This is a genomic window from Streptomyces sp. NPDC058872 (assembly GCF_042743065.1).
Lineage (GTDB): Bacteria > Actinomycetota > Actinomycetes > Streptomycetales > Streptomycetaceae > Streptomyces.
This window is the reverse complement of sequence record NZ_JBHYMK010000085.1, coordinates 1-24,900: the sequence shown is the minus strand read 5'-3', so window position 1 is coordinate 24,900 and position 24,900 is coordinate 1. Positions and strand designations below refer to the sequence as shown.

Sequence of the window (24,900 nt, the reverse complement as noted above, 5' to 3'; positions counted from 1 at the left end):
GGGGACCATGTCCATGGTCCCGGGGCCGAAGGCGCGTGCGGTGTCCCCGCTCCTACCGCAGGACGTGCACCTGGTCCTGCACGGTGGACGGGTCGCCGGGCCACAGCCGCATTTCCCCGAGGTCCGGGCGCAGGACGACCGCCGCGACCGTCCGCTCGCGGCGGATGTCGCCGTTGTCCCGGACCAGGATCGGGGGCGTCGCGAGGAGCCGGTGATGGCTCGCGGTGTCGCCCGCCTTCGGGATGCCGGCGTCGAGGACCGTCTGGAGGCGCCGCTTGGAGGAGTTCTTGGCGAAGACGTTGATCTCGTCCTGCTCGGTGAGTTCGGCGTCCAGGAAGTGGTTGGTGTGGGCCAGTTCGTCGCCTTCGATGACGCGCCGCCGCGCGACCGTCGCCTCGACGCACACGGTCCGGTCCACACCGCAGATCGTGAACGCCCGCGAGCTGGCGAGCGGCAGCTCCCGGAGGATCTCGACGGCCTGCTCGACCGTGTCGGCGGTGTCGAGGACGTGCCGGATCGCCAGGTACGGCGGCACGCCCGGCCGCCAGTTGCCGCCGAGGACGAGGTTGATGCCCACGGCGATCCCGGCGTCGTTGACACCGAGGTAGCCGAGGAGACCGGCAAAGCTGAGCACCAGGGAGCGGTGGCGCGGTCCGGAGACCGACAGCACGGCGATCTGGTCGTCGAGGTTGCCGTTCAGGTCGACCGTCTGGGCGAGCACCGGTTCGGCGCCGGCCGAGGCGTACGTGGTGCAGTCCCCGGCGGTGACCCGGCTGTAGCCGATCAGCTCGCGGCGCAGCTGCAGCAGCCAGGCGGCGTCGCGGTCGATCCCGGCGCCGACGGCGAGGCCGTCGATCTCGGCGGCGAGGTCCGGCAGCGCTTCGGCGACCACCGCACGGTGGGCCGCGATGTCGGGCCGCAGCGCGTCGAGGTCGGCCGGTCGGTCGGTGAGGTGGCCGAGGCGGGCGAGCGAGTCGTCGAGAAAGCCGCGGAGCCGCCCGGCGAGCGCACGCCCGTGGCCGACGCCACGGGCGTGCGGCGAGCCGGACAGCACCAGGAGCGGTGCGCCCGTCACGCGCACGGGTTGACCGCCCGACCGTCGCGGCGGAGCTGCTCCTCGACCGGGGCCCATTCGGCGCGGAGCACCGAGTAGTAGATCGCGTCGCGCCTGCGCCCCTCGGGCATCGGGTTGAAGCTGCGCATGACGCCTTCCTCGCACGCGCCGACCTTGCGCAGTCCGGCGCGGGCCTGGAGGTTGAGGACGTCGGTCTTGAACTCGACGCGCTCGGCTCCGAGGACGTCGAAGGCGTGCTGGAGCAGGAGGTACTTGGCCCAGCGGTTGATGCCCTTGCCCTGGAAGTCGACGCCGAGCCAGGACCAGCCGATCTCCAGTCGGCCGTCGGCCTCGCTCAGGTTGCCGTAGCTGGAGCTGCCGGCGACCTGTCCGGTGCTCTTGTCGACGATGACGTAGACCGCGCGCTTGCCGCTGGTCTGGTCAGCGAGCATGGCGTCGAAAAACTGGTCAAAATCAGCGTCGCTCTCGACACGGGATACGAAGTACTTCCAGATCCGGTCGTCGAACGCGATCTTGCGCAGGGGTCCACGGTCGTCCTCCGAGATCGGGTGGAGCTCGACGTGCTCGTTCTCGAGGAGCGCGGAGACGTGCTGGGTCCAGGCGTTGTGGGTCAAGGAACTCATCCCTTCAGGGGGGCATGGGGGCGGAGGGCGTCGACGACGTCGCCGAGGGTGCGCATCCCGGCGAGGTCGTCCTCGGTGAAGTTGTCGAGTCCGACCTCCGCCGCCTTGCACAGGGAGGTCAGGAACAGGACCTTGTTGAGCGAGGTGATCCCGTACGTCTCCACGAGGTTCTCGCCGAGGTCGAGGCCCGCGGGGTCCGGACGGTCGCGCAGCACCAGGGAGAGCTTCTCCCGCGCCAGGGTGTCGAGGTCAGTGGACATGGATGCCTGCCTTCGGGTTGTCGATCCGGTCTCGGTAGCGGTCCGCGATGCGCTTGCGGATCGGTTTGAACTGCGACGTGAGGAGCCCGCCCTCGACCGTGAACGGCTCGTCGGCGACGATCACGCGGATGATCCGCTCGTCGCGCTCCGACGCGGCGTTGACGGCGGCCAGGGCCTCGCCGACCGCAGCCGTGTCGACCGGTCCCGGGTGGGGTGAGACGACGGCGACCAGGCCGGCCTGGCTGGGGCAGTACACGACGCATTCGGCCACCGCGCCGGTGTCGCGGAACCGCGTCTCGATCGGCCTGACGATGATCTTCTTGGCGTTGTCGAGGACGATGACGTCGTCGCTGCGGCCGAGGATGTAGAGGAACCCGTCCTCGTCGAGGCGACCGAGATCCCCGGTGCGCACGATGCCTCCGGGCCGGAAGATGCGCTCGCTGTCGCCCGGAGCGGCGTACGTGTAAGCGGTGTTGACCGGGTGGTCGCTGCGGACGCAGACCACGCCCTCGTCGTCGATGACGATCTCCTTGCCGGGCAGTGCCCGGCCGACGCTGCCCTCGCGGTGGGCGCCGGGGTGGTTCTTGGTGGCGATGCAGGTCTCGTTGAGGCCGTAGCCCTCGTAGATCGCGAGGCCGGCCTCGGTGTAGAACCTGAGCGTCGCCGGGTCGGCGGGAGCCGAGCCCGTCCACAGGTAGCGGACGCGGTCGCCGAAGAGCTCGGCGGCGGCCTCGGCCGGTGCGGCGCCCGCCGCGATGCTGCCCTCGATGTGCCGCTTGGCCGTGTCGAAGAAGGCGGGGACGCCCATGACGACGGTGGGGCGGACGGACGGCAGCACGGCGAAGACGGACTGGTACGTCGTGATCGTGATGTCGTGGCCCCAGTACAGCGCCGAGTACAGCCAGTAGCGCTGCTGGAGGAGCGAGAGCGGCAGGAACGTCAGGACGTCGTCGCCCGGCTTGTGCTCGAAGACGCTCTGTACGGCGTGCAGCGAGGAGTCGATGCTGCCGACGGTGGCCTCGAGCCCCTTGGGGACACCGGTGGATCCGGAGGTGAACTTGACGGTCGTGCACTGCGTCGCGGCCCACTGCTCCGGCTCGAACCCGCCGGCGTCCTCCTCGGCGTAGCCGGCGACGGCCGAGATCGGCAGGACCTGGCACGGAGCGTCGTCGGGCAGCCGGACGTCGGTGTAGAGGGCGTCGAGGCCGTAGCGCTCGACGAGCTCGGCGTCGGGGCTGAACTTGCCGGGCTCGAACCCCGCGGTCTGCGCCCTGAGCATGAGCGCGGCGACGTCGAGCAGCACCCATTCGAGCCGGTTGGCCGAGAGGATGCCGATGCGGTCGCCCGCACCGACGCCCCGGCGGCCCAGCGCCGCGGCGACGGCCTTGGCCCGGTCGTAGAACTCGGACAGCGGCAGGGTGGTGCGGTGGCCGAGTCCGGTCACCGTGAGGGAGCCGTCGTGCGCGGGCCGCTCGGCGATGACGCGGTTGATGATCGATGCGGTCATCGCTGCTCGCCGGTGCCGAAGAAGCGGGCGTCCGCGAGGGTGCAGCGGCTACCGGGCTCGACCAGGTCGACCGTGTCGGGCCAGGTGGCGACGGCCGGGACGCCGAGGGCCTCGGCGAGCTTGGCCGAGAAGCGCGGCATGAGCGGCGCCGACGCGGTGGCGAGCAGGCGGGCCGCGGCCAGTTCGAGCGAGAGGGCGGTACGGGCCTCGGAACTCCACCGGCCGTCGTGCGTCAGGGCCGACTGCCGTCGGGAGAAGGCGCGGACGTCGGCGACGATGCCATCGAGCGCAGCCGCGGCGGCCGTCAGCGAGAACCCCTCCGGGTTGAGGGCGGCCGTGACCTCGTCGAGCCGTACCGACAGGCGGTTGAGGAACGCGGTCTGTTCGGCCGTCCAGGTGCCCGCGTCGGGGGCGATGCCGGCGAAGTGCTTCTCGACGCGCTCGCCGAGGCCGGTGAGCCAGTCCTGCCACTCGCCGACGAGGGTGTCCGCGCAGGCGCGGTCGAACTCGGCGCGGCGGAAGTCGGTGCGCTCGCCCTCGGGCCGGGTACGGGAGAGGTAGTAGCGCACCGCGTCGACGGTGTCGGGGGTGAGGATCTCCTTGCCCCAGATCGCGTGCCGCCGGCTCGTGGAGAACTTCTGGCCCTCCAACAGGTAGAACTCGTTGACGTGGTAGTCGATGTCCGGGTTCCACCCGGGGTGGGCGAGCCCGTACAGGACCGGGTAGAGAATCGCGTGGTAGAAGCTGTTGTCGTACCCGAAGAAGTGGACGATCTTCCAGTCCTTGGAAGGCGCCTCCTTCGACCACGGCTCTCCCGTCCCGGCGCCGAGCTGCTCGATGCCGTGCAGGAAGCCGTGGCTCATCTCCGGCCAGACCCAGATGACCTGTCCGTCGAGGTCGTCCTCGGCGGGCCGCACGCCCCAGTCGGAGGGGTGCGAGACCGGAAGGTCGAGTGTCTTGCGGGCGAACACCCGCTCGGCCAGCTCGCGCAGACGGACCGGGACCCGGCCGAGTTTGTGGTGGTCGGCGACGGCGTCGGCGAACTCGTGCAGCGGCAGGGTGTAGCGCTCGACGTCGGTGGTCTTCGGTACGGCGCTGCTCAGGCGGGAGGTCGGGTCGACGAGGTCGGCGACGAGGTTGGGCTCGCCGCACTCCTCGCAGATGTTGCCGCCCGCACCGTGCGAGCAACTGGGGCAGGTGCCACCGACGTTGACCTCGTAGAGGTACTCGCCGGTCTCGGCGTCGAGCAGGGCCGGCGTCGCCTTGGGCGTGACGCGCCCGGAGTCGACGAGCCGGGTGAAGAAGCGCTGGAGGCCCTCGCGGTAGCCGTCCTCCGCGTTCGTGGCGTAGTACTCGTCGACGCTGATGTCCATCGCCTTGAGCGTCGCGGCGATCTCCGCCGAGAAGTGCGCGGCGACCTCGGCGCACGTGGAGCCCTCGCGGGCGGCGACGGCCGTGACGTAGCTCTGGAAGTCGTCGCTGCCGGTCAGGTGCCACGCCCGGTTGCCGATGAGCCGCTGGTAGCGGACGTAGACGTCGGCGCCGAGGTACGGGCCGGAGAGGTGCCCGAGGTGGAGGTCGCCGTTCGGCGTCGGCGGCGTGGAGAACACGAACTGGGGACGGTCGGTGTGGTTCGTGCGGGTGCGCGACGTCGCCGAGGCCCGGGTGCGGGCGGAGTCGCGCCAGTACTGGGTGAAGAAGACCAGGTCCGTCTCGCCGGTGTTGGTGATGATGTGCGACTCGAACGGCTCGAAGAGCACCACGGTGCCCGGTCGGACCTGGTGGCCGCGGCCGTCGACGGTCAGCTCGCCCGTACCGGCGACGATGACGAAGAACTCGGTCTCGTCGTGCCGGTCCGTGTGCGAGGAGGCACCGGGGGCGACACGGCCCCAGCCGGCGCCGACGCCGAGACCCTCGACCGAGGACATCTCGATGCCGAAGGCGTCGGACAGTGCGGATTCGCTGTACTGGTTGAGGATCATGACTGCCTCTGTAGTGGCTGGGGGATGGTCCCGGTCGGTGTGAGGTCCAGGGCGGCAATGGCCTCGGCGGCGATGGCCGGGGCCAGACGGTAGCCGGAGCCGTTCGCGGCTCCGGCGAAGACCAGGCCGGGCAGCAGCTCGGCGACGACGGGTTCGCGGTCGGCGCTGTACGCGTCGCAGAACACCCGGCCCGAGGTGCACCGGTCCACCAGGCCGGGAGCGAAGCGGCCCAGGACGGCCCGGGCGTCGTCGAGGTCGGACGGCTCCAGGGCGGGGCCGACGCCGTCGGGGGTGACGTCCCAGCGGTCGCAGGTGTAGCTGAACAGGTAGTGGCCGCGCTCGGGGAGCGGCAGGACGAAGGCGTCCTCGTCGTGGAAGACCACGAGCGGGTCACCGGCCGCCGGAGCCCCTTCGAGGTGGGCGGCGACGACCTTCTTGACGCGCAGCCCCAGCGGGGCGACGAGCTCGGCCCAGGCGGGGTGCCCGATCCACGGACCGGGGGCCAGGACGACCCGGCGGGCGAGCAGCTCCCGCCCCGATCCGAGCGTGAGGCGGTGGTACCCGCCCTCGGAGGAGAGTTCCGTGACCTCGGTGCCCTCCAGAACGGTCACCCGGTCGCGCAGCCCGGCCAGGACGCGCCCGGCGACCGCCTGGACGTCGGCGTAGTGGCACCCGTCCAGGTCCCACGCCCTGGTGCCCGGCGCGGCCGCCCAGTCGTGGGCCGGGGCGGTCTCGTCGCCGAGTCCCAGGTACACGGGGGAAACCCCGTCGACGTCCCCGGCCGAGACGACCGTGGCGTCGACCGTACGGATCGGCAGGTCGAGTTCGGCGGCCAGGCGCTCCCAGACACCCTGGGAGTACGCGGACATGGACCTGACGCGCTCGGTCCCGCCGCGCGGGAAGTGGACGCCGGCCGAGCGGCTGGAGGCGCCCTGGCCGGCCAGGCCGCGTTCCAGGACGGCGACGCTCGCGCCGGGGAAGGCCGCGACCGCCTCACGGGCGATGACCGCGCCGATGACTCCGCCGCCGACGACGGCGAGGTCTACGCGGTCCACTGCGTGCCCCGTCCGCTCTTGGCCGACCAGTCGATGAACGACGTCGCCAGTTCGGGGGCGCCGCAGCCGCGCAGGCGGTTGGCGATGCGCTGGGCACGCCAGGCGTTCAGGCTCAGGTTCACGTCGGGCAGGCCGCGCTGGCCGCGTACCGCGTTCTGCACGAAGATCCGGCGGTCCGGCGGACCGTCCCAGGAGATCGCGAAGTCCTCGTCGACGCGGACCTCGCCGTTCTCGGTCTCGATGCGGTCCTTGAGGGGATCGAGGAACTTCTTCGGGGCGGGGCGGAAGCCGCTCGCCCAGACCACGGCGTCGACCGGGAGGCACTGGCTCTGGCCGGACTCGTCGTTGTGGCGCAGCGTCACCTCGAACGTTCCGGCGGACGTGCGGTCGGCGGACACGACGGTCCGGTTGGGCATCAGCCCGAAGCGGTGCTCGTCGCGCTCGATGAACTGCAGGCGGTACAGCTGCTGGTAGATCGCCCGGAGGGTCGACTCGGAGATTCCGTCCGAGCTGAGCAGGTGGGCCGAGTTGAGCTCGGCGCGCTTGGACTCCGACAGCCGGTAGAAGTACTCGGAGTACTCCGGCATGTAGAAGTCGTTGGTGAACGTCGAGTCGTCGATCGGGAAGTAGTTGCGGCGCCTGGAGATCCAGGAGACCCAGGCCGGGCGCTCGGACTCGGGCCGGGAGATGAGGTCGAGGAAGGCCTCGGCCCCGGACTGGCCGCCGCCGACCACGGCGACCCGCTTGCCGGCGAGCTTCTGCGCGTGGTTCAGGTACTGGCTGACGTGGAACTGGCCGGCGCCCAGGTGCGGGAAGGCGAACTCCGGCACCCACGGCACGGTGCCGACGCCCACGGCGATGTTGTCGGCGGTGACCTGGCGGCGGTCGGTGGTGACGCGGAAGACGCCGTCGAAGTCGACCCGCTCGACGGTCTCGGAGAAGACCACGTTCTCGTTCTTCTCGGCCGCCCACGCCAGGTAGTTGCGGAACTCGGTGCGCGGCACCTCGGCGAACTGGGCGTTGAGGAAGTGGTAGATCCGGCCTCGGTCGTGCAGGTACGACAGGAACGAGAACCGGTTGGTCGGGTCGGAGAGGCTCACCAGGTCCTTGAAGATCGAGACCTGGAGGGTCGCGCCGTTGATCATCTGGTCGTCATGCCAGGTGAACCGCGGCTTGCGGTCGAAGAAGAGGTTCGGCTGCTCCGAATCGCCGTGCAGCAGCGCGGCCAGACTCAGGTTGGCCGGTCCTGCGCCGATGCCGACGAGCCGGAGGTGACTGGCCTGGTCGACGGCACCGGAGGCCGTCATCGGCTTCTGTACGGGTCCCACGTGAGGTCCTTCCTGTGGAGGTGCAGGTCTTTGGTGCGGCGGCGGCCGGTCCCGGCCGTCCTTCACAGGGCGTCGGCGATCGTCATCTCGATGACTTCCGAGGACCCTTCGTAGATCCGCAGCGAACGGATCTGGCGGTAGAGCCGCTCCGTCGGGCTGCCCGCGACGAGTCCGGCGGCGCCGAAGATCTGGACGGCACCGTCGACGATCTCGCCCGCCGCCTCGGTGGCGTAGAGCTTCGCCGCCGAGGAGTGCTTGGCGTGGTCGTGGTCGAGGTCCGCCGCCCAGGCGGCGCGGGCGGTGAGCAGCGCGGCGGCCGAGAGCTTGACGTCCATGTTCGCGAGCGAGGACCTCACGAGCTGGAGGTCGGCGAGCCGGCCGCCGTAGGCCTTGCGGGTACGGGAGTGGTCCCTGGCCAGCCGGAAGGCGCGCCGGCCGAAGCCGAGCGCGGCGCCGGCCACGGTCGCCCGGGCCCGTTCGAGGATGTCGAGCGCGACCACGATGCCCTGGCCGCGCTCGCCGAGCACGGCCTCCGGGCCCACGCGGACGTCGGTGAAGGTCAGTTCCGCCCAGGAGCGCGGGGCGATCGCGCCGATCGGTTCCGCCGTGAGACCGGGGGCGTTGCCGTCGACGACGAAGGTGGTCAGGCCCAGCGGTCCCGGGCCGTCGCCCGTGCGGGCGAGGACGACGCACACGTCGGCGATGTCGCCCTGCGCGATCCAGGTCTTGGTCCCGTTGAGGACGAACCCGTCCCCGTCGGGGGTCGCCTCCAGCACCGCGGCGCTCAGGTCGGAGCCCGCGCCGGGCTCGGAGAGGGCCAGCGCCCCCGCACGCGTCCCGTCGGCCAGGCCCGGCAGTTCGCGGCGACGCTGCTCCTCGGTGCCGTGGCGGGCGATCGCGGCGGCGGTGAGCTCCTGGATCGAGTACGTGAAGTCGGCCAGGTCCTCGTGGTACGCGAGGGCCTGGCGCCGCAGGCACAGGGACCTCATGTCGGAGTCCGGCCGGTCGGGGTCGAGGTGGCGCAGCCACCCCGACCGGCCGAGCTCGGTGAGCAGCTGCCGCCCGGCCGCGGCCGGATCGGTGGTGTCCAGCGCCGCCCACACCCCGGCCCGGTCCGCGCACCACTGTCCGATCTCGTCGGCGAGCGCGCGGTGGGCGTCGTCGTACAGAGGCAGCGTGAGGACGCCGGGGTCGAACACTTCGGAAAGAGTCATCGTGATCCTCGCTCAGACGGTCGATCGGCGAGCGGCTCGGAAAAGAAAAGGGAAAAGGGAATCGGGAATAGGGAACGCCGCCGCCTCGGCCGGATGTCCTCCGGATACGCCGCGGGTCATGGGGCGGGCTCCTACCGAAAGGCCGTGGGCCGCGTACAGGGGAAACTACGGCCACTCCCGTGACCGGCGCGTCCGCGACAAGTTCATCCGCCGGGACTCATGACGGTTACCGCGCTCCGCCGCCGGTGCGCACCGCGTTTACCCGCAACTACGGGCCCCGACCGCCAGTACCGGCTTTTTACGGCCCGCCCGGGAAGCCGCACGGCGCGCATTCCGTCCGGGTAATCGCCGCGCGTACCTGATCCGCCGCCCCGTAATCCGGACGGCCGTGAACGGATGAGCCTGTCGCGGACGCGCGCTTCACGGCCGGGTTCGTAGGTTGCTTTTCCATGTGGTGGTGGGAATGCGCCCTCCGATCGGTCGGGCGCTTCCGCCACGGAGGTCCTGTAGTGATCGGGGTGGATTCGTGATGCGGGTAGTGGTGGTCGGTGCGGCCGGCTATATCGGCGGGGAGCTGCTGCGGCTCCTGATCGGTCACCCCGAGGTCGAGGTGGTGGGCGCGGTCTCCTCCCGCTTCCCCGGCAAGCGGGTCGACGGAGTGCACCCGAATCTGCGGGCCTCGACCGATCTGCTGTTCTGCTCCGCGGACGAGGTCGACGAGTGCGACGCGGTCTTCCTGGCCCTGCCGCACCGGGCCGTGATGACCCAGATCGAGCACTGGTCCCAGCGGGCCAAGCTCGTCTTCGACCTGACCGGTGACTTCCGCCTCGACGACGCGGACGTGTTCGAGCGCTACTACGGCACCGAGCACCAGGCCCCGCACCTGCTGGACGCCTTCGTCCCCGGCCTGCCCGAACTGCACCGCGAGCGCCTGCGCGGCGCGGACCTGATCAGTGTGCCCGGCTGCATGGCCACGGCCGGCGTCCTCGCGCTGCTCCCGCTCGTCGCGCACGACCTGATCGACACGGAGGCGGGCGTCCAGCTCGACGCCCGCACCGGATCGAGCGGCTCCGGCTCCACCGCCGGCCCGGCGAACCTGCACGCCGAACGCAGCGGTGCGATGCGGGTGTTCGCCCCCACCAGCCACCGCCACGAGGCCGAGATCTCCCAGCACCTGGGCATGCCCGTGTCGATGACCGCCACCGGTGTGGAGGCCGTCCGCGGCGTCCAGTCCATCGGTCACCCGACCCTGCGCCCCGGCGTCGGCAAGGCCGCCATCCGGCGGGCCTACCGCGAGCAGTACGCCGAGGAGCCCTTCGTTCGCGTCGTCGCCCACCAGCGCGGCATCTTCCGCTACCCCGACCCGAAGATCCTCCTGGGAACCAACTTCTGCGACGTCGGCTACGCCCTCGACGAGGACACCGGACGCCTGACGACCATCGGCGCCCTCGACAACCTCGTCAAGGGCGGTGCGGGCAACGCCGTCCAGTGTCTCAACATCCGCATGGGCTGGCCCGAGACCTTCGGCCTCACCTTCCCCGGCCTCCACCCCCTCTAGTCCTCGCCCACCGGAGAGACCGTGACCACCGCACCACTCACCGTCGTCAAATGCGGCGGCAATCCCGCCGTCGACGCCGCGGGCATCTGCGCCGACATCGCCCGCCTCGTCCACGAAGGGCACTCGATCGTCCTGGTCCACGGAGGTTCCGGGGAGATCAGGCGTCTCGCGGGGGAACTGGGCGTGCCGCAGCGCACCCTGGTGGCCCCGGACAACGTCTCCACGCGCTACACCGACCCGGCCACGCTCGACGTGGTCGTCCTCGCGCTGGCCGGATCGGTCAAGCCCAAGCTGGTCGCCGAACTCGCCCGCCACGACGTGCCAGCGGTCGGGCTCACCGGCATGGACGGCGGCATGCTCCGCGCGCGCCGCAAGTCCGCCGTCCGCGCCGTCGTCGACGGCCGTACCGTGCTGGTCCGCGACAACCACAGCGGCCGGCTCACCACGGTCCGCACCGAGCTGGCCGAGGCGCTGCTGCGCCTCGGCCACGTCCCGGTGATCTCGCCGCCCGCCATCGACGAGCACGACCGCCCGGTCAACGTCGACGCCGACCGCGTCGCGGCGGCGCTCGCCGTCGCCCTGGGCGCCGACCAGCTGCTGCTGCTCACCGGAGCGCCCGGCGTGCTCGCCGACGTCGACGACCCCACCAGCCTGCAGAGCACCTACTGCATCGCCCCGGCCGGCCCGCCCGACCCCTCCGCCACCGGCGGCATGGCGCTCAAGCTCATCGCCGCGCGTGAAGCACTCGCCGGCGGAGTCGCCGCCGTGCGCATCGCGGACGGGCGCGGCCCCGCCCCCGTCAGCCAGGCACTCGCCGGCGCCGGCACCACGGTGCGCATCGCCCCTGCCGAGGAGCCGGTCCACAGCTCTCACGAAATGGAGATCCGCGCATGACCGAACCGAATGGCAAACCCGCCGTGTGGCAGGGCGGCACGGTCTGGCTGACCGGACTGCCGAGCGCGGGCAAGACCACGATCGCGACGGGCCTCGCCGAACGGCTGCGGGCCGAGGGGCACCGCGTACAGGTGCTCGACGGGGACGAGGTCCGTGCGGCGCTCTCGAAGGACCTCGGCTTCTCGAAGGAGGACCGGGACACCAACGTACGCCGGATCGGGTACGTCGCCAGGCTGCTCGCCTCTCACGGTGTCACCGTGCTGGTGCCGGTCATCGCTCCGTACGCGACGTCGCGGGAGGCCGTGCGCGACCAGCACGCCGCACGGGGAGTCCCCTATCTCGAAGTGCACGTGGCGACTCCGGTGGAAATCTGCGCGGACCGGGACGTGAAGAGCCTCTACGCCAAGCAGGCCGCCGGCGAGATCAGCGGCCTCACCGGCACGGACGACCCCTACGAGGTGCCGGTCGCCCCGCAGCTCCGTCTCCACACGCAGGACCAGACCGTCGAGGAGTCGGTCCAGCAGGTGTACGCGGCACTCACCGAGCGGGGTCTGTCATGACCGTCGCCCCGGCCCTGCTCACCGGCCCCCGGCACTTCCCCACGCCGCCCCCGCTGACCCACCTCGAAGCGCTCGAAGCCGAGGCGGCCCACGTCTTCCGCGAGGTGGCGGGCGAGTTCGACCGGTCCACGCTGCTGTTCTCCGGCGGCAAGGACTCGATCGTCATGCTGCACGTGGCGCTCAAGGCCTTCGCCCCGGCACCCCTGCCGTTCTCGCTGCTCCACGTGGACACCGGCCACAACTTCCCCGAGGTGATCGCCTACCGCGACCGCGTCGTCGAGAAGCACGGCCTCCACCTCGACGTGGCGTCCGTCCAGTCGTACATCGACGACGGAAGGCTCCGCGAGCGCCCCGACGGCACCCGCAATCCCCTGCAGACCGTTCCCCTGCTCGACGCGGTACGTGCGGGCCGCTTCGGCGCGGTGTTCGGCGGCGGCAGGCGGGACGAGGAGAAGGCGCGCGCCAAGGAGCGCGTGTTCAGCCTGCGGGACGAGTTCGGCGGCTGGGACCCGCGCCGGCAGCGGCCCGAGCTGTGGCAGCTCTACAACGGTCACCACCAGCCTGGCGAGCACGTACGGGTCTTCCCGCTGTCCAACTGGACCGAGCTGGACGTCTGGCAGTACATCGAGCAGGAGGGCATCGACCTCCCGGAGATCTACTTCGCCCACCGGCGCCAGGTGTTCCAGCGCGACGGCATGTGGCTGGCGCCCGGCGACTGGGGCGGCCCCCGGGACGGCGAGTCCCTGTGCGAGCGCCAGGTCCGGTACCGGACGGTCGGTGACATGTCCTGCACCGGCGCGATCGAGTCGTCGGCCGCGACGGTGGGCGCCGTGATCGCGGAGATCTCGGCGAGCCGGGTGACCGAGCGCGGTGCGAGCAGGGCCGACGACCGGCTGTCCGAGGCCGCCATGGAGGACCGCAAGCGAGAAGGGTACTTCTAGACATGTCAACGGGCATCTCGGAAGAGGCAGTTCAGAGCGCCGAGTCCGACCGGCTTCCGGGTGGCCTGCTGCGGCTGGCTACCTGCGGCTCGGTCGACGACGGAAAGTCCACCCTGGTCGGACGGCTGCTGTACGACACCAAGTCCGTCCTCGCCGACCAGGCGGCGGCCATCGAGGAGGTCTCGCGCAGGAGGGGGCAGGAGGCGCCCGACCTGGCGCTGCTCACCGACGGCCTGCGGGCCGAGCGCGAGCAGGGCATCACCATCGACGTGGCCTACCGCTACTTCGCCACCGCCCGGCGCCGGTTCATCCTGGCCGACACCCCCGGGCACGTGCAGTACACCCGCAACATGGTCACCGGCGCCTCCACCGCCGACCTCGCCGTGGTCCTGGTCGACGCCCGCACCGGCGTCATCGAGCAGACCCGCAGGCACGCGGCGGTGGCCGCCCTGCTGCGCGTCCCGCACGTGGTGCTGGCCGTCAACAAGATGGACCTGATGGGGTACGAGGAGGCGGTCTTCGCCTCGATCGCCGAGGAGTTCACGGCGTACGCGACCGAGCTGGGCGTGCCCGAGATCACCGCGATCCCCATCTCGGCGCTGGTCGGCGACAACGTCGTCGAGCCGTCCGCCCACATGGACTGGTACGGCGGCCCGACCGTCCTGGAGCACCTGGAGACCGTCCCGCTCGGTCAGGACCCGGTCGCCTGCCAGGCCCGGCTGCCCGTGCAGTACGTGATCCGTCCGCAGACCGCCGAGCACCGCGACTACCGCGGCTACGCGGGTCAGGTCGCGGCCGGTGCCTTCCGCGTCGGCGATGCGGTGACCGTGCTGCCCTCGGGCCGCACCTCCAAGGTCTCCGGGATCGAGGTGCTCGGCGATGCCGTGGACGCCGCCTGGACGCCGCAGTCGGTCACCCTCCTCCTGGAGGACGACATCGACGTCTCGCGCGGTGACCTGATCGTGCCGACCGGCGACGCGCCCGCCACCACCCAGGATGTCGAGGCGACCGTCTGCCACGTCGCCGACCGGCCCCTGACGGTCGGTCAGCGGGTGCTGCTCAAGCACACCACCCGTACCGTCAAGGCGATCGTCAAGGAGATCCCGTCCCGGCTCACCCTGGACGACCTCTCCCAGCACCCGGACCCGGGGCAGCTGGTCGCCAACGACATCGGCCGGATCAAGGTGCGCACCGCCGAGCCGTTCGCGCCCGACTCCTACGCCGACTCGCGCCGCACCGGCTCCTTCCTCCTGATCGATCCCGCGGACGGCACCACGCTCGCGGCCGGCATGGCGGGCGACTCCTTCGCCGCCGCCGAGAGCCCGATCGTGGCGGACGAGGAGGGGTGGGACTTCTGACGGACGCCGGGCGGGACGGGCGGGGCGGCAGGCGCGATGACGCACGCGCACCGCTCGCCCCGCCCACCGGCCTACCCGCCCGCCGGGATCATCCGCGCCGTCTGCAGCATCCGCACCACCCACACCACCCGCATCACCCGCACCACCCGCACTACCTCGCCTCCGAGAGGACACCCTCCCGTGCCTGCCAGGCGCCCCAGCCGTATCCCCCGCACCGCCTCGCGTCGCACCGTGGCCGCTGCCGCCGTCCTGCCCCTGCTGCTGGGCGCGCTCGCCGCCTGCGGCTACGGCTCGGAGGCCGGGAAGGACGACAAGGCCGGCGCGGCCGGCAAGGCCGTGCCCGTCGCGGGCGCCCGGAAGCTCACCGCCGACTCCGTGAGGATCGGCTACTTTCCGAACCTGACGCACGCCACCCCGCTGGTCGGCGTCCAGGAGGGCCTGTTCCAGAAGGAGCTCGGCGGCACGCAGGTGCGGACCGCCACCTTCAACGCCGGGCCCTCGGAGATCGAGGCGCTCAACGCGGGCTCCATCGACATCGGCTGGATCGGCCCCTCGCCCGCCGTCAACGGCTTCACCAAGTCAGGCGGCAAGAACCTGCGCATCATCGGCGGTTCGGCGTCCGGCGGCGTCAAGCTGGTCGTCAACCCGGACCGGATCAAGTCCCCGGACGACCTCAAGGGCAAGACCATCGCGACCCCGCAACTGGGCAACACGCAGGACGTGGCCTTCCTCGACTGGATCTCCGAGAAGGGCTGGAAGGTCGAGGCCCAGAGCGGCAAGGGTGACGTCGACGTCGTCCGCACCGACACCAAGGTCACCCCGAACGCCTACGCCTCCGGCGCGATCGACGGCGCCTGGGTACCGGAGCCGACCGCTTCCAAGCTGGTCTCCGAAGGCGCGAAGGTCCTCCTGGACGAGTCCGACCTGTGGCCGGACAAGCAGTTCGTGATCACGAACATCATCGTGTCGCAGAAGTTCCTCAAGGAGCACGAGGACGTCGTCGAGGCGGTCCTGCGCGGCTCGGTGAAGACCAACGAGTGGATCGAGGCCGACCCGGAGCGGGCGAAGGCCTCCGCGAACGCCGCGCTCAAGGAGCTCTCGGGCAAGGAACTGCCCGCGGACGTCATCGACCCGGCGTGGAAGTCCCTCCGGACGACCGACGACCCGCTGGCCACCACCCTCCGGGCCCAGGCCGACCACGCCGTCCGGGCCAAGCTGCTCAAGCAGCCCGACCTGAAGGGCATCTACGACCTCGCGCCGCTCAACAAGGTCCTCACGTCCCTGGGCAGGCCCGAGGTCTCCGACGCCGGTCTCGGCGTCCCGTAGCCGCACCGCACGCCGAGTCCACAGGTTCCCCGGACCAGGTCCCCAGGAGGTGACGACCATGGCCGCCGCCGTTGCCATGCCCACTGCCGTTGCCGAGGCCGCGGACGCCAGGGCCGACGAGTACGGGTACGCCGCCCGGATCGGGCACGTCTCGAAGTCCTTCGCGGGGCCAGCAGGGCCCCAGCTCGTCCTGGACGACGTGACGCTCGACGTCGCGCCGGGCGAGTTCGTCACGCTCCTGGGAGCCTCAGGGTGTGGCAAGTCGACGCTGCTCAACCTGGTCGCGGGCCTGGACCGGCCGAGCGCCGGCACCATCGAGACGCCGGGCGGTCGGCCCGCGCTGATGTTCCAGGAACACGCCCTGTTCCCGTGGCTCACCGCGGGCAAGAACGTCGAACTGGCCCTGCGGCTGCGCGGCGTGGCCAAGGCCGACCGGCGCGCCCGTACCGAGGAACTGCTCGAACTCGTGCGCCTGGGCGGTGCCCATGGCAAGCGGGTGCACGAGCTGTCCGGCGGCATGCGCCAGCGCGTCGCGATGGCCCGCGCCCTCGCCCAGGACTCCCGGCTGCTCCTGATGGACGAGCCGTTCGCCGCCCTCGACGCCATCACCCGGGACGTCCTGCACGACGAGCTCACCCGCATCTGGCGCGAGACGAACCTGTCCGTCCTCTTCGTCACGCACAACGTCCGCGAGGCCGTCCGGCTCGCCCAGCGGGTCGTGCTCCTCTCCTCCCGCCCGGGCCGGGTGGCCCGCGAGTGGACCGTGGACATCCCGCACCCGCGCCGCATCGAGGACCCGGACGTCGCCCAGCTCTCCGTAGGGATCACCGAACAACTGCGTGGGGAGATCCGCCGCCATGGCCGACACTGACACCGCGGCCGGCACCGCGGCCGCTGTTCATGACCCGGGCAGCCTCGAAGCGGGCCTGGACGCCCTGGACTCAGTACGGACCCACCGCACCCCGGTGCGCCGGCTGCTCGTCAGGAAGGCCCTGCCGCCGCTGACCGCCGTGCTCCTGGTCCTCGCCCTCTGGCAGGGCCTCGTGTGGGCCGGGGCCGCCGACCCGGCCAAGCTGCCCTCGCCGTCGTCGGTGTGGACCAGCCTCACCGACCTGTGGCTCCAGGGCACCCTGCTCGACATCGTGTGGACGAGCGTCTCGCGCGGGCTGCTCGGCTTCCTGATCGCCCTGGCCATCGGCACGCCCCTCGGCCTGCTCGTCGCCCGGGTGAAGGTCGTCCGCGCCGCCATCGGCCCCGTCCTCGCCGGCCTCCAGTCCCTGCCCTCGGTCGCCTGGGTCCCCCCGGCGGTCCTCTGGCTCGGCCTGGACGACTCGATGATGTACGCCGTGATCCTGCTCGGCGCCGTGCCCTCGATCGCCAACGGCCTGGTCTCCGGCATCGACCAGGTGCCGCCGCTGTTCCTGCGGGCGGGCCGCACCCTGGGCGCGACCGGGCTGCGGGAGGCCGTGCACATCACCCTGCCGGCCGCGCTGCCCGGCTACGTCGCGGGCCTCAAGCAGGGCTGGGCCTTCTCCTGGCGCTCCTTGATGGCCGCCGAGCTCATCGCCTCATCGCCCGATCTGGGCCTGGGGCTCGGGCAGTTGCTGGAGAACGGCCGCAACAACGCCGACATGCCCGGCGTCTTCCTGGCGATCATCCTCATCCTGGTCGTCGGCATCGCCATCGACCTGCTGGTCTTCAGCCCGCTGGAACGCAGGGTGCTGCGCGGCCGCGGCCTGCTGGCCAAGGGCTGAGGAGGCCCCGACGCACGGTCGGGACGTCCGTCGTGGCGTACCCCGGCCTCGACGCCCGACCGGCTGCCCCGCCCCGCTCAGCTCTTCGGCGCGGACAGGACACAGAATTCGTTGCCCTCCGGGTCGAAGAGGGTCACCCAGTGCTGCCCGTCCTGCACGGGGTCGGCGCGCCGAGCACCGAGGGAGAGCAGCCGGGCGACCTCGGCCTCCTGGTCGTCGGGGCGGAAGTCGGGGTGGAGCCGGTTCTTCACGGCCTTGCCCTCGGGGACGGGGACGAAGAGCAGCCCCGGCATCCGGTCCGGCTCGGGCCGGATCTCGATGATCTCCTCGGTCTCGTCGACCACGACCCAGCCGAGCGCCTCGGCCCACCAGCGCCCGAGGGCGAAGGGGTCGAACGCGTCGACGGTGATTTGTTCCCATGTGAGTGCCATGGGCGTGAGCATAGACAGAGTCGCCGGGCCGGGGAGAGCACCAAGGCGACCTACGTCGGAAGGGCGCGGTGGATGCGGACCGTGCGGGGGGCGGGGGAGTTCACCGCGACGGCACCGGCGTGCGTGGTTGCCACCGGGAGGTCGGTGAGGTGCCAACCCGGGAGGTCGCCGCGTACGTCGTCGGCCGCGAGGCCGCGGCCCAGGCCGGTGCCCAGGCCCTTGAGGTAGGCCTCCTTGCGGGCCCACAGGCGGGCGAAGACCGCCGGCCGGTCCTCCGGGGCGGCAGCCTCGACCTCCCCGCATTCCGACGGATGCAGCAGCTCCGCGAGCTCCTCGGCGACCTCGGCCGCCGGTACGGGCTCCGCGTCGACGCCGATCGGAACGGGCGCGACGCCGATCAGCACCAGGTCCCGGCTGTGGGCGAGGGAGAACTGCGTGGAGCCGGACGCCAGAACGGGCCTGCCGTGCGGCCCGGTGCAGCCCGGGCAGGGGGCGCGGGTGAAGCGAAGCTCCTCGGGTGCCACACCCGTCGCACGGGACAGGACCGCCCGAAGCGCCACGTGGGCGAAGCCGTAGAGCGTGCGATCACGGCGGTGGACGAGTGCCGCCATGCGACGGCGCTCCTCCTCGTCCAGAACGGACAGATCGAGCGAGGACTCCGAGACGTCGCCCGGAATCGGGAGCACCCACAGGTGCAGATCACTCGTGTCGCACGCATCGGTGCCCATGGGAACTTCCCCTCGGATGATCGGGCCGACGAAGGTGACGCCGCCGGTCGGCACCGGCTGCGGCTCCGCAGCAGCGGACCCGGTCCCCAGGGGCAGGCTCTGCAAGCCTGCCGATGGAGGACCGGGTCCTGGTGAGTCGTCGCGCTCCGGAGTGGCGAGCCCTTCTCGACTGAAGGGCCCGGACGCGGAAGAGGCCTTGATCGGCCCGGACTTACTCGCCCCAGTCCTCTTCGATCTCGGGCGCGAGGGCGAGCACCGTGGGGTTCAGCGCCACGATCTCCAGCTCGCTGCGGCAGCCGGCGCACTCCAGGATCTCGTTGAGCCGTACCGACTCGCTGATCTGTACCTGCTCCTCGCACTCCGGGCAGGCCTGTCCGGTGGACGCGGGCGTGGTCATGGTCATGGTCATGCGATGCATTCCTTTCGGTCGTTCCTCCCGGAGCGGGCCGCCGTGTCGAGGGCCGTACGGACCGCCCTGACGACTCGCTCCGCGGTGAGGTCGTAATGTGCGACGAGGTGTTCCTGGTTGCCCACCTCGTCGACGAACTTGTCCGGCATGCCGAGCCGCAGCACCCGTGTGGGCGCCCGCTCCGACAGGGTCTCGGCCACGGCGCCGCCGAGGCCGCCGCCGCGCCAGTGCTCTTCCAGCGTCACCACGAGCGAGGCCGGCCGGGCCGCGGCCACCAGCGTCTCCGCGTCGAACGGCCGCAGGGTGTGCATGTTCAGCACGGTCGCCTCGATGCCCTGCCCGGCGAGGACCTCCGCTGCCGCGAGGCAGGCGAGCACCGGGTAGGGGCCGCAGCTGGCGAGCACCACGTCGCCGCCCTGCCGAAGGGTCTGGGCCTGCCCGATGACCGGCGGCGGGGCCGCCGGCAGTGCCGGGGTCGCCTTGCGGCCGAGCCGGACGTAGAGCGGTCCGTCGAGGTTCAGGCTCTGCTCGACGAACGCCTCCGTGGCGGCGGCGTCGGCGGGCACCACGACGGTCATGCCGGGCAGTACCCGCATCACGGCGAGGTCTTCCAGGGCCTGGTGCGTCGGACCGAGGTGGCCCGCGGACAGACCGCCGTGCGTGGCCATGATGCGGACGGGCAGCTTGTTGTAGGCGATGTCGATCTTGATTGCTTCCAGCGCCCTGGACGTGGCGAAGGCGGCCATCGTGTTGACGAACGGGATCCGCCCGCACGCGGCCATGCCGGCGGCCGTGCCCATCAGGTTGTGCTCGGCGATGCCGAGGTTGAGGTACTGGTCACCCGCCGCCGCGGCGTACTCGGCGTTGAACAGACCGGTGTCGGAGTCCAGGCACATCAGCTCGGGATGCCGCTTCAGCAGAGGAAGCAGACCGTCCCGGTACGCCTCTCGGGTCGCGCGGCTCATCCGGTGGCCTCCGTCGTCTGCAGTGCGCGGGCCGCCCGGGCGTGGTTGCGCGGCGACAGGGTCACGTAATGGCTGGCACTGCGGCCGGCGAGGAACGGAAGGCCCTGCCCCTTGACCGTACGGGCGATCAGCACGCTCGGTTTGCCCGGTTCCCACGGGGCGGCGTTGAGGTGGTCCGCCAGTCGGTCCGGGTCGTGGCCGTCCACGTCGCGGACCGCCCAGCCGAAGCTCCGCCAGCGGTCGGCCAGCGGCTCCATGGGCGCGATGCCCTCGGTGGCGCCGGTCAGCTGGAGGCCGTTGCGGTCCACCACCACCACCAGCCGGTCGAGCCGCAGGGACGCGGCCGCGATGGCCGCCTCCCACACCGAGCCCTCCTGGAGCTCGCCGTCACCGAGCAGCACGAACGTACGGGAGTCACTTCCGGCGTACCGGGCGGCCAGCGCGAACCCGCAGCCCAGCGAGAGTCCGTGGCCGAGCGAACCGGTCGGCAGCTCGACACCGGGCACCGCCCGAACCGGGTGGCCCATCAGCCTGGAGCCGGGACGCCCGTATCCGGCGAGTTCCCCGACCGGGAAGAAGCCCCGTTCGGCCAGCGTCGCGTAGAGACCGATGGCGGCGTGGCCCTTGCTGAGCAGGAAGCGGTCGCGATCCGGGTCGTCCGGCCGCTGCGGGTCCACGTTCAGCACCGAGAAGTACAGGGCGGCGAGGATGTCGGCGCTGGAGAACGCGCCGCCGAGGTGGCCGCCCTCCGGCCCCGCGCACATGTCGACGACGTGGGACCGGATGCGCGCGGCGACCGTGTCCAGGGCTTCCCGCTCCAGGACCTGGGTGGCGGTCATGAGGCCGCCTTCGCGAGCGTGGCCACCATGTCCCTGTTCGCCCACACCTTCTCGAAGGCGTCCGCGTACAGACCGAGCAGCTCGCCGGCGCCCGGGTGCAGGTGGCGCTTCTGGATCGTGAGCGAGTCGGCGATGACCTCCCGGGTCACCGGGTAGCCCTCGCCCGCGTTCGTGCCGGACGCGCCGGTCACGGACCACGGGTAGCCGGAGCCGAAGCCGACGCGGTCCGTGAAGACCTTCTGGTCGGGCAGCGGCATCAGCTGGTACTGCGACACCGGCACGCCCTCGGCGCGCAGCAGCCGCCGCAGCGCCGAGCGCAGCGCCTCGGGCCGCACGCCGTCGAGACCGAAGGCGGCGGGGTCGAAGCGGAAGCGCAGGATGTGCCAGGCGTGCGTGGTGTCCGGCAGCGCGGTCGGCACCGTCAGTCCCGGCAGCTCGGCGAGGCGCGCGAGGAAGCCGGTGACGTTCTCCTGCCGGGCCCGCTCGTAGGCGTCGAACCGGTCGAGCTGCGAGAGGGTGAACGCGGCCTGGAGGGCGTTCATCTTGTAGTTCCAGCCCAGGCCGTACGAGATGTAGTCGCGGTCCCGGCCGGCCTCGATGTCCTCGCCGAACTGGCGTCCGCGGCGCATCTTCGCGGCTAGCCCGGCGTCCTGGGTGACCAGCAGGCCGCCCTCGCCACAGGTCGGGATGTTCTTGCTGACCTGGAGGCTGAAGGCACCCGCGTCACCGATCGCGCCGACCGGTCGTCCGCGGTGCGTCGCGCCGGGAGCCTGGGCGGCGTCCTCGACGATCGCCAGGTCGTACTTGCGGGCGATCGCGGTGAGCCGGTCCATGTCGGCGGGCGCGCCGTGCAGGTGCACGGGGATGATCGCCTTGGTCCGCGGCGTGATCCGGCGCTCGACGTCGTCCGGGTCGATGTTGAAGGTGACCGGGTCGATGTCCGCGAAGACCGGCACCGCCATCTGGTGCACGGGGGCGAGCCCGGTGGCGATGAAGCTGAACGCGGGCACGATCACCTCGTCGCCGGGGCCGATGCCGAGTGCGGCGAGGGCCAGGGCCAGGGCCGCGGTGCCGTTGGACACCGCGACGCAGTTCTCGTGGCCGAAGCGGCGGGCCCAGTACTCCTCGAGTTGGGACACGGCGTTCACGCCGTCGGTGTCGGACACCAGGCGCGGGCCGTCGAGCGCCTCGAGGACGGCCTTGCGGTCCTCGTCGTCGATCAGCGGCCACTGCACGTGACGCCGGTCCCTCGGTACGGCCGCCGTACCGCCGAACGCTGCCAGCTTGCTCATCACTCTCCAGTCCGCTCCGTCGCGGAGGTCGGTTTAGGTACGTTCACAGCCGCGCCGCCGCGATGACGGCGTCGACCGCGCGCACATAGGCGGCGCGCAGCAGCGTGGCGTGGTGGGCGATGTCGGGCGCGGCCACACGCGGGTCGCCGTGGCCGTGCGCCCCGGTGAACCGCAGTCCGGTCCACGCGTGGGCGACGGACTCGACCGCGCGGCCCGCCGCGGCGAGCACCGGGTCGTCCCCGTCGCGGCCGCAGCGGCGCAGCAGTTCGCCGTGCAGCGAGGCCTGCGCCTGCATGGCCCAGCCGAACGGGTACAGCTCGCGCAGTGCGCCCGCGTCCCCGGCCTGGCACCGCTCGGTCAGTTCGGCGACGAACGCGTCGTACCCGGCGAGCCCGGTACGGGCGGAGGTCTCCGTGGTGAAGCCCTCGATGTTGGTGCGCAGGTAGCCGCCGAGCAGCTCCGGCGTCAGGGGGGCCGGCCGCGTGCCGAGACGGACGTCGAGGCAGCGGCGGCCGATCTTCGAGTCGCTGAAGAAGGCGTCCTGTACGTCGGTCGGATTGGCCGAGCCCCAGCTGCGCAGGAACTCCTCGATGGGCACGGCGCCACGGAAGGCGGGCGGCATCGCGTCCGAGACGTAGACCACGCCGCGCGTCTCGTCCAGACCGTAGATCACCACGAGGTGGGCGGCGTGCACATCCCCGTACGCGGGCCTGAACGGCAGGTGGAAGTTGTCCACGGCGGCGATGACGAGCCGGTCGTCGGCCAGGTGCTCGCGCACCTCGCGCCAGACGTCGTCCTCGTCGGCGGGCTGCCACCAGCGGGCACTCAGGTCGTGGTGAGGAGCGAGCGCCTTGCCCAACTCGCCGTCGGTGCAAGGGTAGTAGAACTCCTCCGGCCTGATGTCGCCCGGCAGGTGCAGGAACTGCCAACCCGCGCCGAGCACGGCCAGCGGGTCGGCGCCCTCACGCGCCAGCTGCGAGCCGAACGTGGCCTGCAGGCAGCTGATGAGGTCGCGGTACCAGAGCTCGGGCTCAGGGCCGGTGATCGTGTACGTGCGTGCTCTCGCCTCGTCGGCCATGTCAGGACTCCGTCCGCTGCAGGGTGAGGGCGAAGACGTGCACCGCGACGTTGCGGGGCAGCAGGATGCCGGTGAGGCCGGCGCGCCGGGTGACCGGGATCCGCTGCGCCCACATGACCGCGGGGATGCCGCGCTGCACGTGGTGCGGGTAGTGCATGACGAGGCTCTCGAAGGCCTTGACCTCGCCGAACCACGCGGGCGCCGCCCAGAAGTCGGAGACGCGGAGCGCCTCCGGGTCGACCGAGCCGTCGGCGAAGGTCAGCTGTACGGAGTCCTCGCTGCGCCGCTCGGACGCGGCCAGCACGTGGATCCAGTCGTAGCGGCCCTCCGGGACGCGGATGAACTGTCCCTCGCAGCGGACGTTGTCCGGCCCTTCGCAGACAGGGGGGAACCGGAAGGGGACGCCGTCCGCGTGGACGAGGCTTCCACCCTGGGGCAGGTATTCGGCGGCGAAGGAGTTCCGCCACACATTGAACTCACCCACCTTGGTGTCCGTCGCCGGGGAAATGGCCGTGTTGTTGCGGTGGTCGGAGATATCGACCGTCTCGAACGGTCCACTTCTGCCGCGGGGCGCCGAAGCCTCGGTCACGTCACACGCGTCACTGAACACCTTTTTCATGTGCAGTGTGCTTCCGGTGGGCACCGGAGTTTCCGTCAAGTTCACTGAAAACCTTCTCGAGTCTCAACAGTCCAGGCTGCCGAGGACCGGACCTTCGGTCACTCTTTCCGCCGGCGCCCCGATGACCTTGGATGCCTGAAATACCGCTCTGTGCACTCGCCGGACAATGATCCTGATCATTTCTTTCGGGACGCTCACGGCCGCAGCGCGGCAGCGCGCAGCTTCTCGTAGTACGGCATGTGGTAGTCGAGATAGGCGCTCAGCGTCGGGTCCGCCGCGACGGACCCGACCGTCGCGCCCGAGCTGCGCGCGAAGCCGGCGGTCCGGCTGGTCGACTGGTGCCACTTGCTGGTCGACTGCCACTCCGAGCGCATGCCCGGCTGCCAGCTGAGCGCCTCCGGTACGAAGGGGATGCCCACGGCCTCGCAGTACGCGCGCACGGTCTCGGCCGGGCGGTCGAGCAGGTCGTCGGAGTCGATCACGACCGGCGTGTTTCCGGTGGCGGCCTGCACCGCGGTGAAGATCTCGTACAGCCGCTCGAAGCCGATCTCGTCGCGCCCGAGGTCCGGGTTCAGCTTGTGGTGCGAGGCGATGGCCTCGGCCGGATGCCGAATGATGAACGTGTGGCTCGCGGCGGCGAGGAATTCCTCGTCGGCGAGGAGCGCCGGATAGTGGAAATCCGTCGTGTCCTTGAAGAACACCGGCTTTTCCGCAGCGATCTCGCGCAGCGCCGTGAGGACGTCCCGCTCATTGTGCGCGACCCGGTCATGGATCTTGGCCTCACCGAAGTCGACCACGAGGGAGAGCGGTTCGTGCACCACTACATGGTCGTCGCGCTCGGCCATCATCCGCGCGAATGCGGTGGACCGGCAGCGCGGCGCGCTCCACAGCGCGAGTACCGGGATCCTCTCCGGCGTGCGTCCCATGATTTCCCCCTCTGGTCCGGCGTCCGTGAACTGTTCCGGCAGGCACCGGAATCCGGATCAGCGTGGCACGGCCGGAAGGAAGACCGGGTAATCAGGGGTTGTAATCGTGGGGTGGGGGGTCAGCGGGGTGTGTCGTTGTGGATGAGCTTGTTGCGGATGTTGGGGGTGTGGGGGTGGT

At 71.4% G+C, this 24,900-nt stretch carries 25 protein-coding genes; 8 read left to right on the top strand and 17 right to left on the bottom strand.

Features of this window, described 5'->3' with window-relative positions; translation table 11 throughout:
• Positions 1–52 precede the first annotated feature (52 nt).
• The 8 genes from ACFW22_RS33175 to ACFW22_RS33140 all read right to left on the bottom strand — a co-directional run bounded on the left by ACFW22_RS33175 (position 53) and on the right by ACFW22_RS33140 (position 9,044).
• Positions 53–1,075 (bottom strand): C45 family autoproteolytic acyltransferase/hydolase, encoded by a 1,023-nt coding sequence (locus tag ACFW22_RS33175; RefSeq protein ID WP_386411921.1) that lies wholly within the window; start codon positions 1,073–1,075, stop codon positions 53–55.
• Positions 1,072–1,698 carry a GNAT family N-acetyltransferase gene (locus ACFW22_RS33170; protein WP_386411919.1) on the bottom strand — a complete coding sequence of 209 codons (627 nt, stop codon included), beginning with the start codon at positions 1,696–1,698 and terminating at the stop codon, positions 1,072–1,074. Before ACFW22_RS33170 ends, ACFW22_RS33175 begins: the two co-directional genes overlap by 4 nt.
• Positions 1,695–1,958 carry an acyl carrier protein gene (locus ACFW22_RS33165; protein ID WP_386411917.1) on the bottom strand — a complete coding sequence of 88 codons (264 nt, stop codon included), beginning with the start codon at positions 1,956–1,958 and terminating at the stop codon, positions 1,695–1,697. The genes ACFW22_RS33170 and ACFW22_RS33165 overlap by 4 nt, the downstream gene beginning before the upstream one ends.
• Positions 1,948–3,465, bottom strand: a complete 1,518-nt coding sequence (locus ACFW22_RS33160) for an AMP-binding protein (protein ID WP_386411915.1) — start codon at positions 3,463–3,465, stop codon at positions 1,948–1,950. Before ACFW22_RS33160 ends, ACFW22_RS33165 begins: the two co-directional genes overlap by 11 nt.
• Positions 3,462–5,447: a class I tRNA ligase family protein gene (locus tag ACFW22_RS33155; RefSeq protein ID WP_386411913.1), complete on the bottom strand. Its 1,986-nt coding sequence runs from the start codon at positions 5,445–5,447 to the stop codon at positions 3,462–3,464. Before ACFW22_RS33155 ends, ACFW22_RS33160 begins: the two co-directional genes overlap by 4 nt.
• The gene (locus tag ACFW22_RS33150) at positions 5,444–6,502 is read right to left on the bottom strand and encodes an NAD(P)/FAD-dependent oxidoreductase (RefSeq protein WP_386411911.1); all 1,059 of its coding nucleotides are present in this window, start codon (positions 6,500–6,502) and stop codon (positions 5,444–5,446) included. The genes ACFW22_RS33155 and ACFW22_RS33150 overlap by 4 nt, the downstream gene beginning before the upstream one ends.
• On the bottom strand, positions 6,490–7,809 hold the full coding sequence (locus tag ACFW22_RS33145) for a lysine N(6)-hydroxylase/L-ornithine N(5)-oxygenase family protein (protein WP_386411925.1): 1,320 nt from the start codon (positions 7,807–7,809) through the stop codon (positions 6,490–6,492). Before ACFW22_RS33145 ends, ACFW22_RS33150 begins: the two co-directional genes overlap by 13 nt.
• Before the next feature lie 83 nt (positions 7,810–7,892).
• The gene (locus tag ACFW22_RS33140) at positions 7,893–9,044 is read right to left on the bottom strand and encodes an acyl-CoA dehydrogenase family protein (protein ID WP_386411909.1); all 1,152 of its coding nucleotides are present in this window, start codon (positions 9,042–9,044) and stop codon (positions 7,893–7,895) included.
• Between the two features lie 529 nt (positions 9,045–9,573).
• On the opposite strand from ACFW22_RS33140, the gene argC reads away from it, so the two are divergent.
• From argC to ACFW22_RS33100, 8 genes are all read left to right on the top strand, one after another.
• Positions 9,574–10,602 (top strand): N-acetyl-gamma-glutamyl-phosphate reductase, encoded by a 1,029-nt coding sequence (gene argC / locus ACFW22_RS33135; protein ID WP_386411907.1) that lies wholly within the window; start codon positions 9,574–9,576, stop codon positions 10,600–10,602.
• Between the two features lie 21 nt (positions 10,603–10,623).
• Positions 10,624–11,496 (top strand): [LysW]-aminoadipate kinase, encoded by an 873-nt coding sequence (locus ACFW22_RS33130; protein WP_386411905.1) that lies wholly within the window; start codon positions 10,624–10,626, stop codon positions 11,494–11,496.
• Positions 11,493–12,056: an adenylyl-sulfate kinase gene (gene cysC / locus ACFW22_RS33125; protein WP_386411903.1), complete on the top strand. Its 564-nt coding sequence runs from the start codon at positions 11,493–11,495 to the stop codon at positions 12,054–12,056. The genes ACFW22_RS33130 and cysC overlap by 4 nt, the downstream gene beginning before the upstream one ends.
• On the top strand, positions 12,053–12,997 hold the full coding sequence (gene cysD / locus ACFW22_RS33120) for a sulfate adenylyltransferase subunit CysD (RefSeq protein ID WP_386411901.1): 945 nt from the start codon (positions 12,053–12,055) through the stop codon (positions 12,995–12,997). Before cysC ends, cysD begins: the two co-directional genes overlap by 4 nt.
• A gap of 2 nt (positions 12,998–12,999) precedes the next feature.
• The gene (locus ACFW22_RS33115) at positions 13,000–14,355 is read left to right on the top strand and encodes a sulfate adenylyltransferase subunit 1 (protein WP_386411899.1); all 1,356 of its coding nucleotides are present in this window, start codon (positions 13,000–13,002) and stop codon (positions 14,353–14,355) included.
• Positions 14,356–14,535: 180 nt separating this feature from the next.
• Entirely contained in the window at positions 14,536–15,681 is a 1,146-nt protein-coding gene (locus ACFW22_RS33110) for an aliphatic sulfonate ABC transporter substrate-binding protein (RefSeq protein WP_386411897.1), read from the top strand.
• Positions 15,682–15,757: 76 nt separating this feature from the next.
• Positions 15,758–16,552, top strand: coding sequence for an ABC transporter ATP-binding protein (locus tag ACFW22_RS33105; RefSeq protein ID WP_386411923.1), 795 nt, complete (start codon positions 15,758–15,760; stop codon positions 16,550–16,552).
• Positions 16,539–17,435: an ABC transporter permease gene (locus ACFW22_RS33100; protein ID WP_386411895.1), complete on the top strand. Its 897-nt coding sequence runs from the start codon at positions 16,539–16,541 to the stop codon at positions 17,433–17,435. The genes ACFW22_RS33105 and ACFW22_RS33100 overlap by 14 nt, the downstream gene beginning before the upstream one ends.
• Positions 17,436–17,512: 77 nt before the next feature.
• On the opposite strand, the gene ACFW22_RS33095 is transcribed toward ACFW22_RS33100, so the two are convergent.
• The 9 genes from ACFW22_RS33095 to ACFW22_RS33055 all read right to left on the bottom strand — a co-directional run bounded on the left by ACFW22_RS33095 (position 17,513) and on the right by ACFW22_RS33055 (position 24,722).
• Positions 17,513–17,866 carry a VOC family protein gene (locus ACFW22_RS33095; protein WP_386411893.1) on the bottom strand — a complete coding sequence of 118 codons (354 nt, stop codon included), beginning with the start codon at positions 17,864–17,866 and terminating at the stop codon, positions 17,513–17,515.
• A 50-nt stretch (positions 17,867–17,916) separates the two neighbouring features.
• Positions 17,917–18,594 carry a 4'-phosphopantetheinyl transferase family protein gene (locus ACFW22_RS33090; RefSeq protein ID WP_386411891.1) on the bottom strand — a complete coding sequence of 226 codons (678 nt, stop codon included), beginning with the start codon at positions 18,592–18,594 and terminating at the stop codon, positions 17,917–17,919.
• A gap of 211 nt (positions 18,595–18,805) precedes the next feature.
• Entirely contained in the window at positions 18,806–19,003 is a 198-nt protein-coding gene (locus tag ACFW22_RS33085) for a lysine biosynthesis protein LysW (RefSeq protein ID WP_386411889.1), read from the bottom strand.
• Positions 19,000–19,968: a transketolase family protein gene (locus ACFW22_RS33080; RefSeq protein WP_386411887.1), complete on the bottom strand. Its 969-nt coding sequence runs from the start codon at positions 19,966–19,968 to the stop codon at positions 19,000–19,002. Before ACFW22_RS33080 ends, ACFW22_RS33085 begins: the two co-directional genes overlap by 4 nt.
• On the bottom strand, positions 19,965–20,807 hold the full coding sequence (locus ACFW22_RS33075; RefSeq protein WP_386411885.1) for a transketolase: 843 nt from the start codon (positions 20,805–20,807) through the stop codon (positions 19,965–19,967). The genes ACFW22_RS33080 and ACFW22_RS33075 overlap by 4 nt, the downstream gene beginning before the upstream one ends.
• Positions 20,804–22,099 (bottom strand): DegT/DnrJ/EryC1/StrS family aminotransferase, encoded by a 1,296-nt coding sequence (locus ACFW22_RS33070; RefSeq protein ID WP_386411883.1) that lies wholly within the window; start codon positions 22,097–22,099, stop codon positions 20,804–20,806. Before ACFW22_RS33070 ends, ACFW22_RS33075 begins: the two co-directional genes overlap by 4 nt.
• A 43-nt stretch (positions 22,100–22,142) precedes the next feature.
• Positions 22,143–23,177 carry a BtrH N-terminal domain-containing protein gene (locus ACFW22_RS33065; RefSeq protein ID WP_386411881.1) on the bottom strand — a complete coding sequence of 345 codons (1,035 nt, stop codon included), beginning with the start codon at positions 23,175–23,177 and terminating at the stop codon, positions 22,143–22,145.
• 1 nt (position 23,178) lies between these two features.
• Positions 23,179–23,766, bottom strand: coding sequence for a hypothetical protein (locus tag ACFW22_RS33060; RefSeq protein WP_386411880.1), 588 nt, complete (start codon positions 23,764–23,766; stop codon positions 23,179–23,181).
• A 224-nt stretch (positions 23,767–23,990) separates the two neighbouring features.
• Positions 23,991–24,722, bottom strand: coding sequence for a sulfotransferase family protein (locus ACFW22_RS33055; RefSeq protein WP_386411878.1), 732 nt, complete (start codon positions 24,720–24,722; stop codon positions 23,991–23,993).
• Positions 24,723–24,900: the final 178 nt, after the last annotated feature.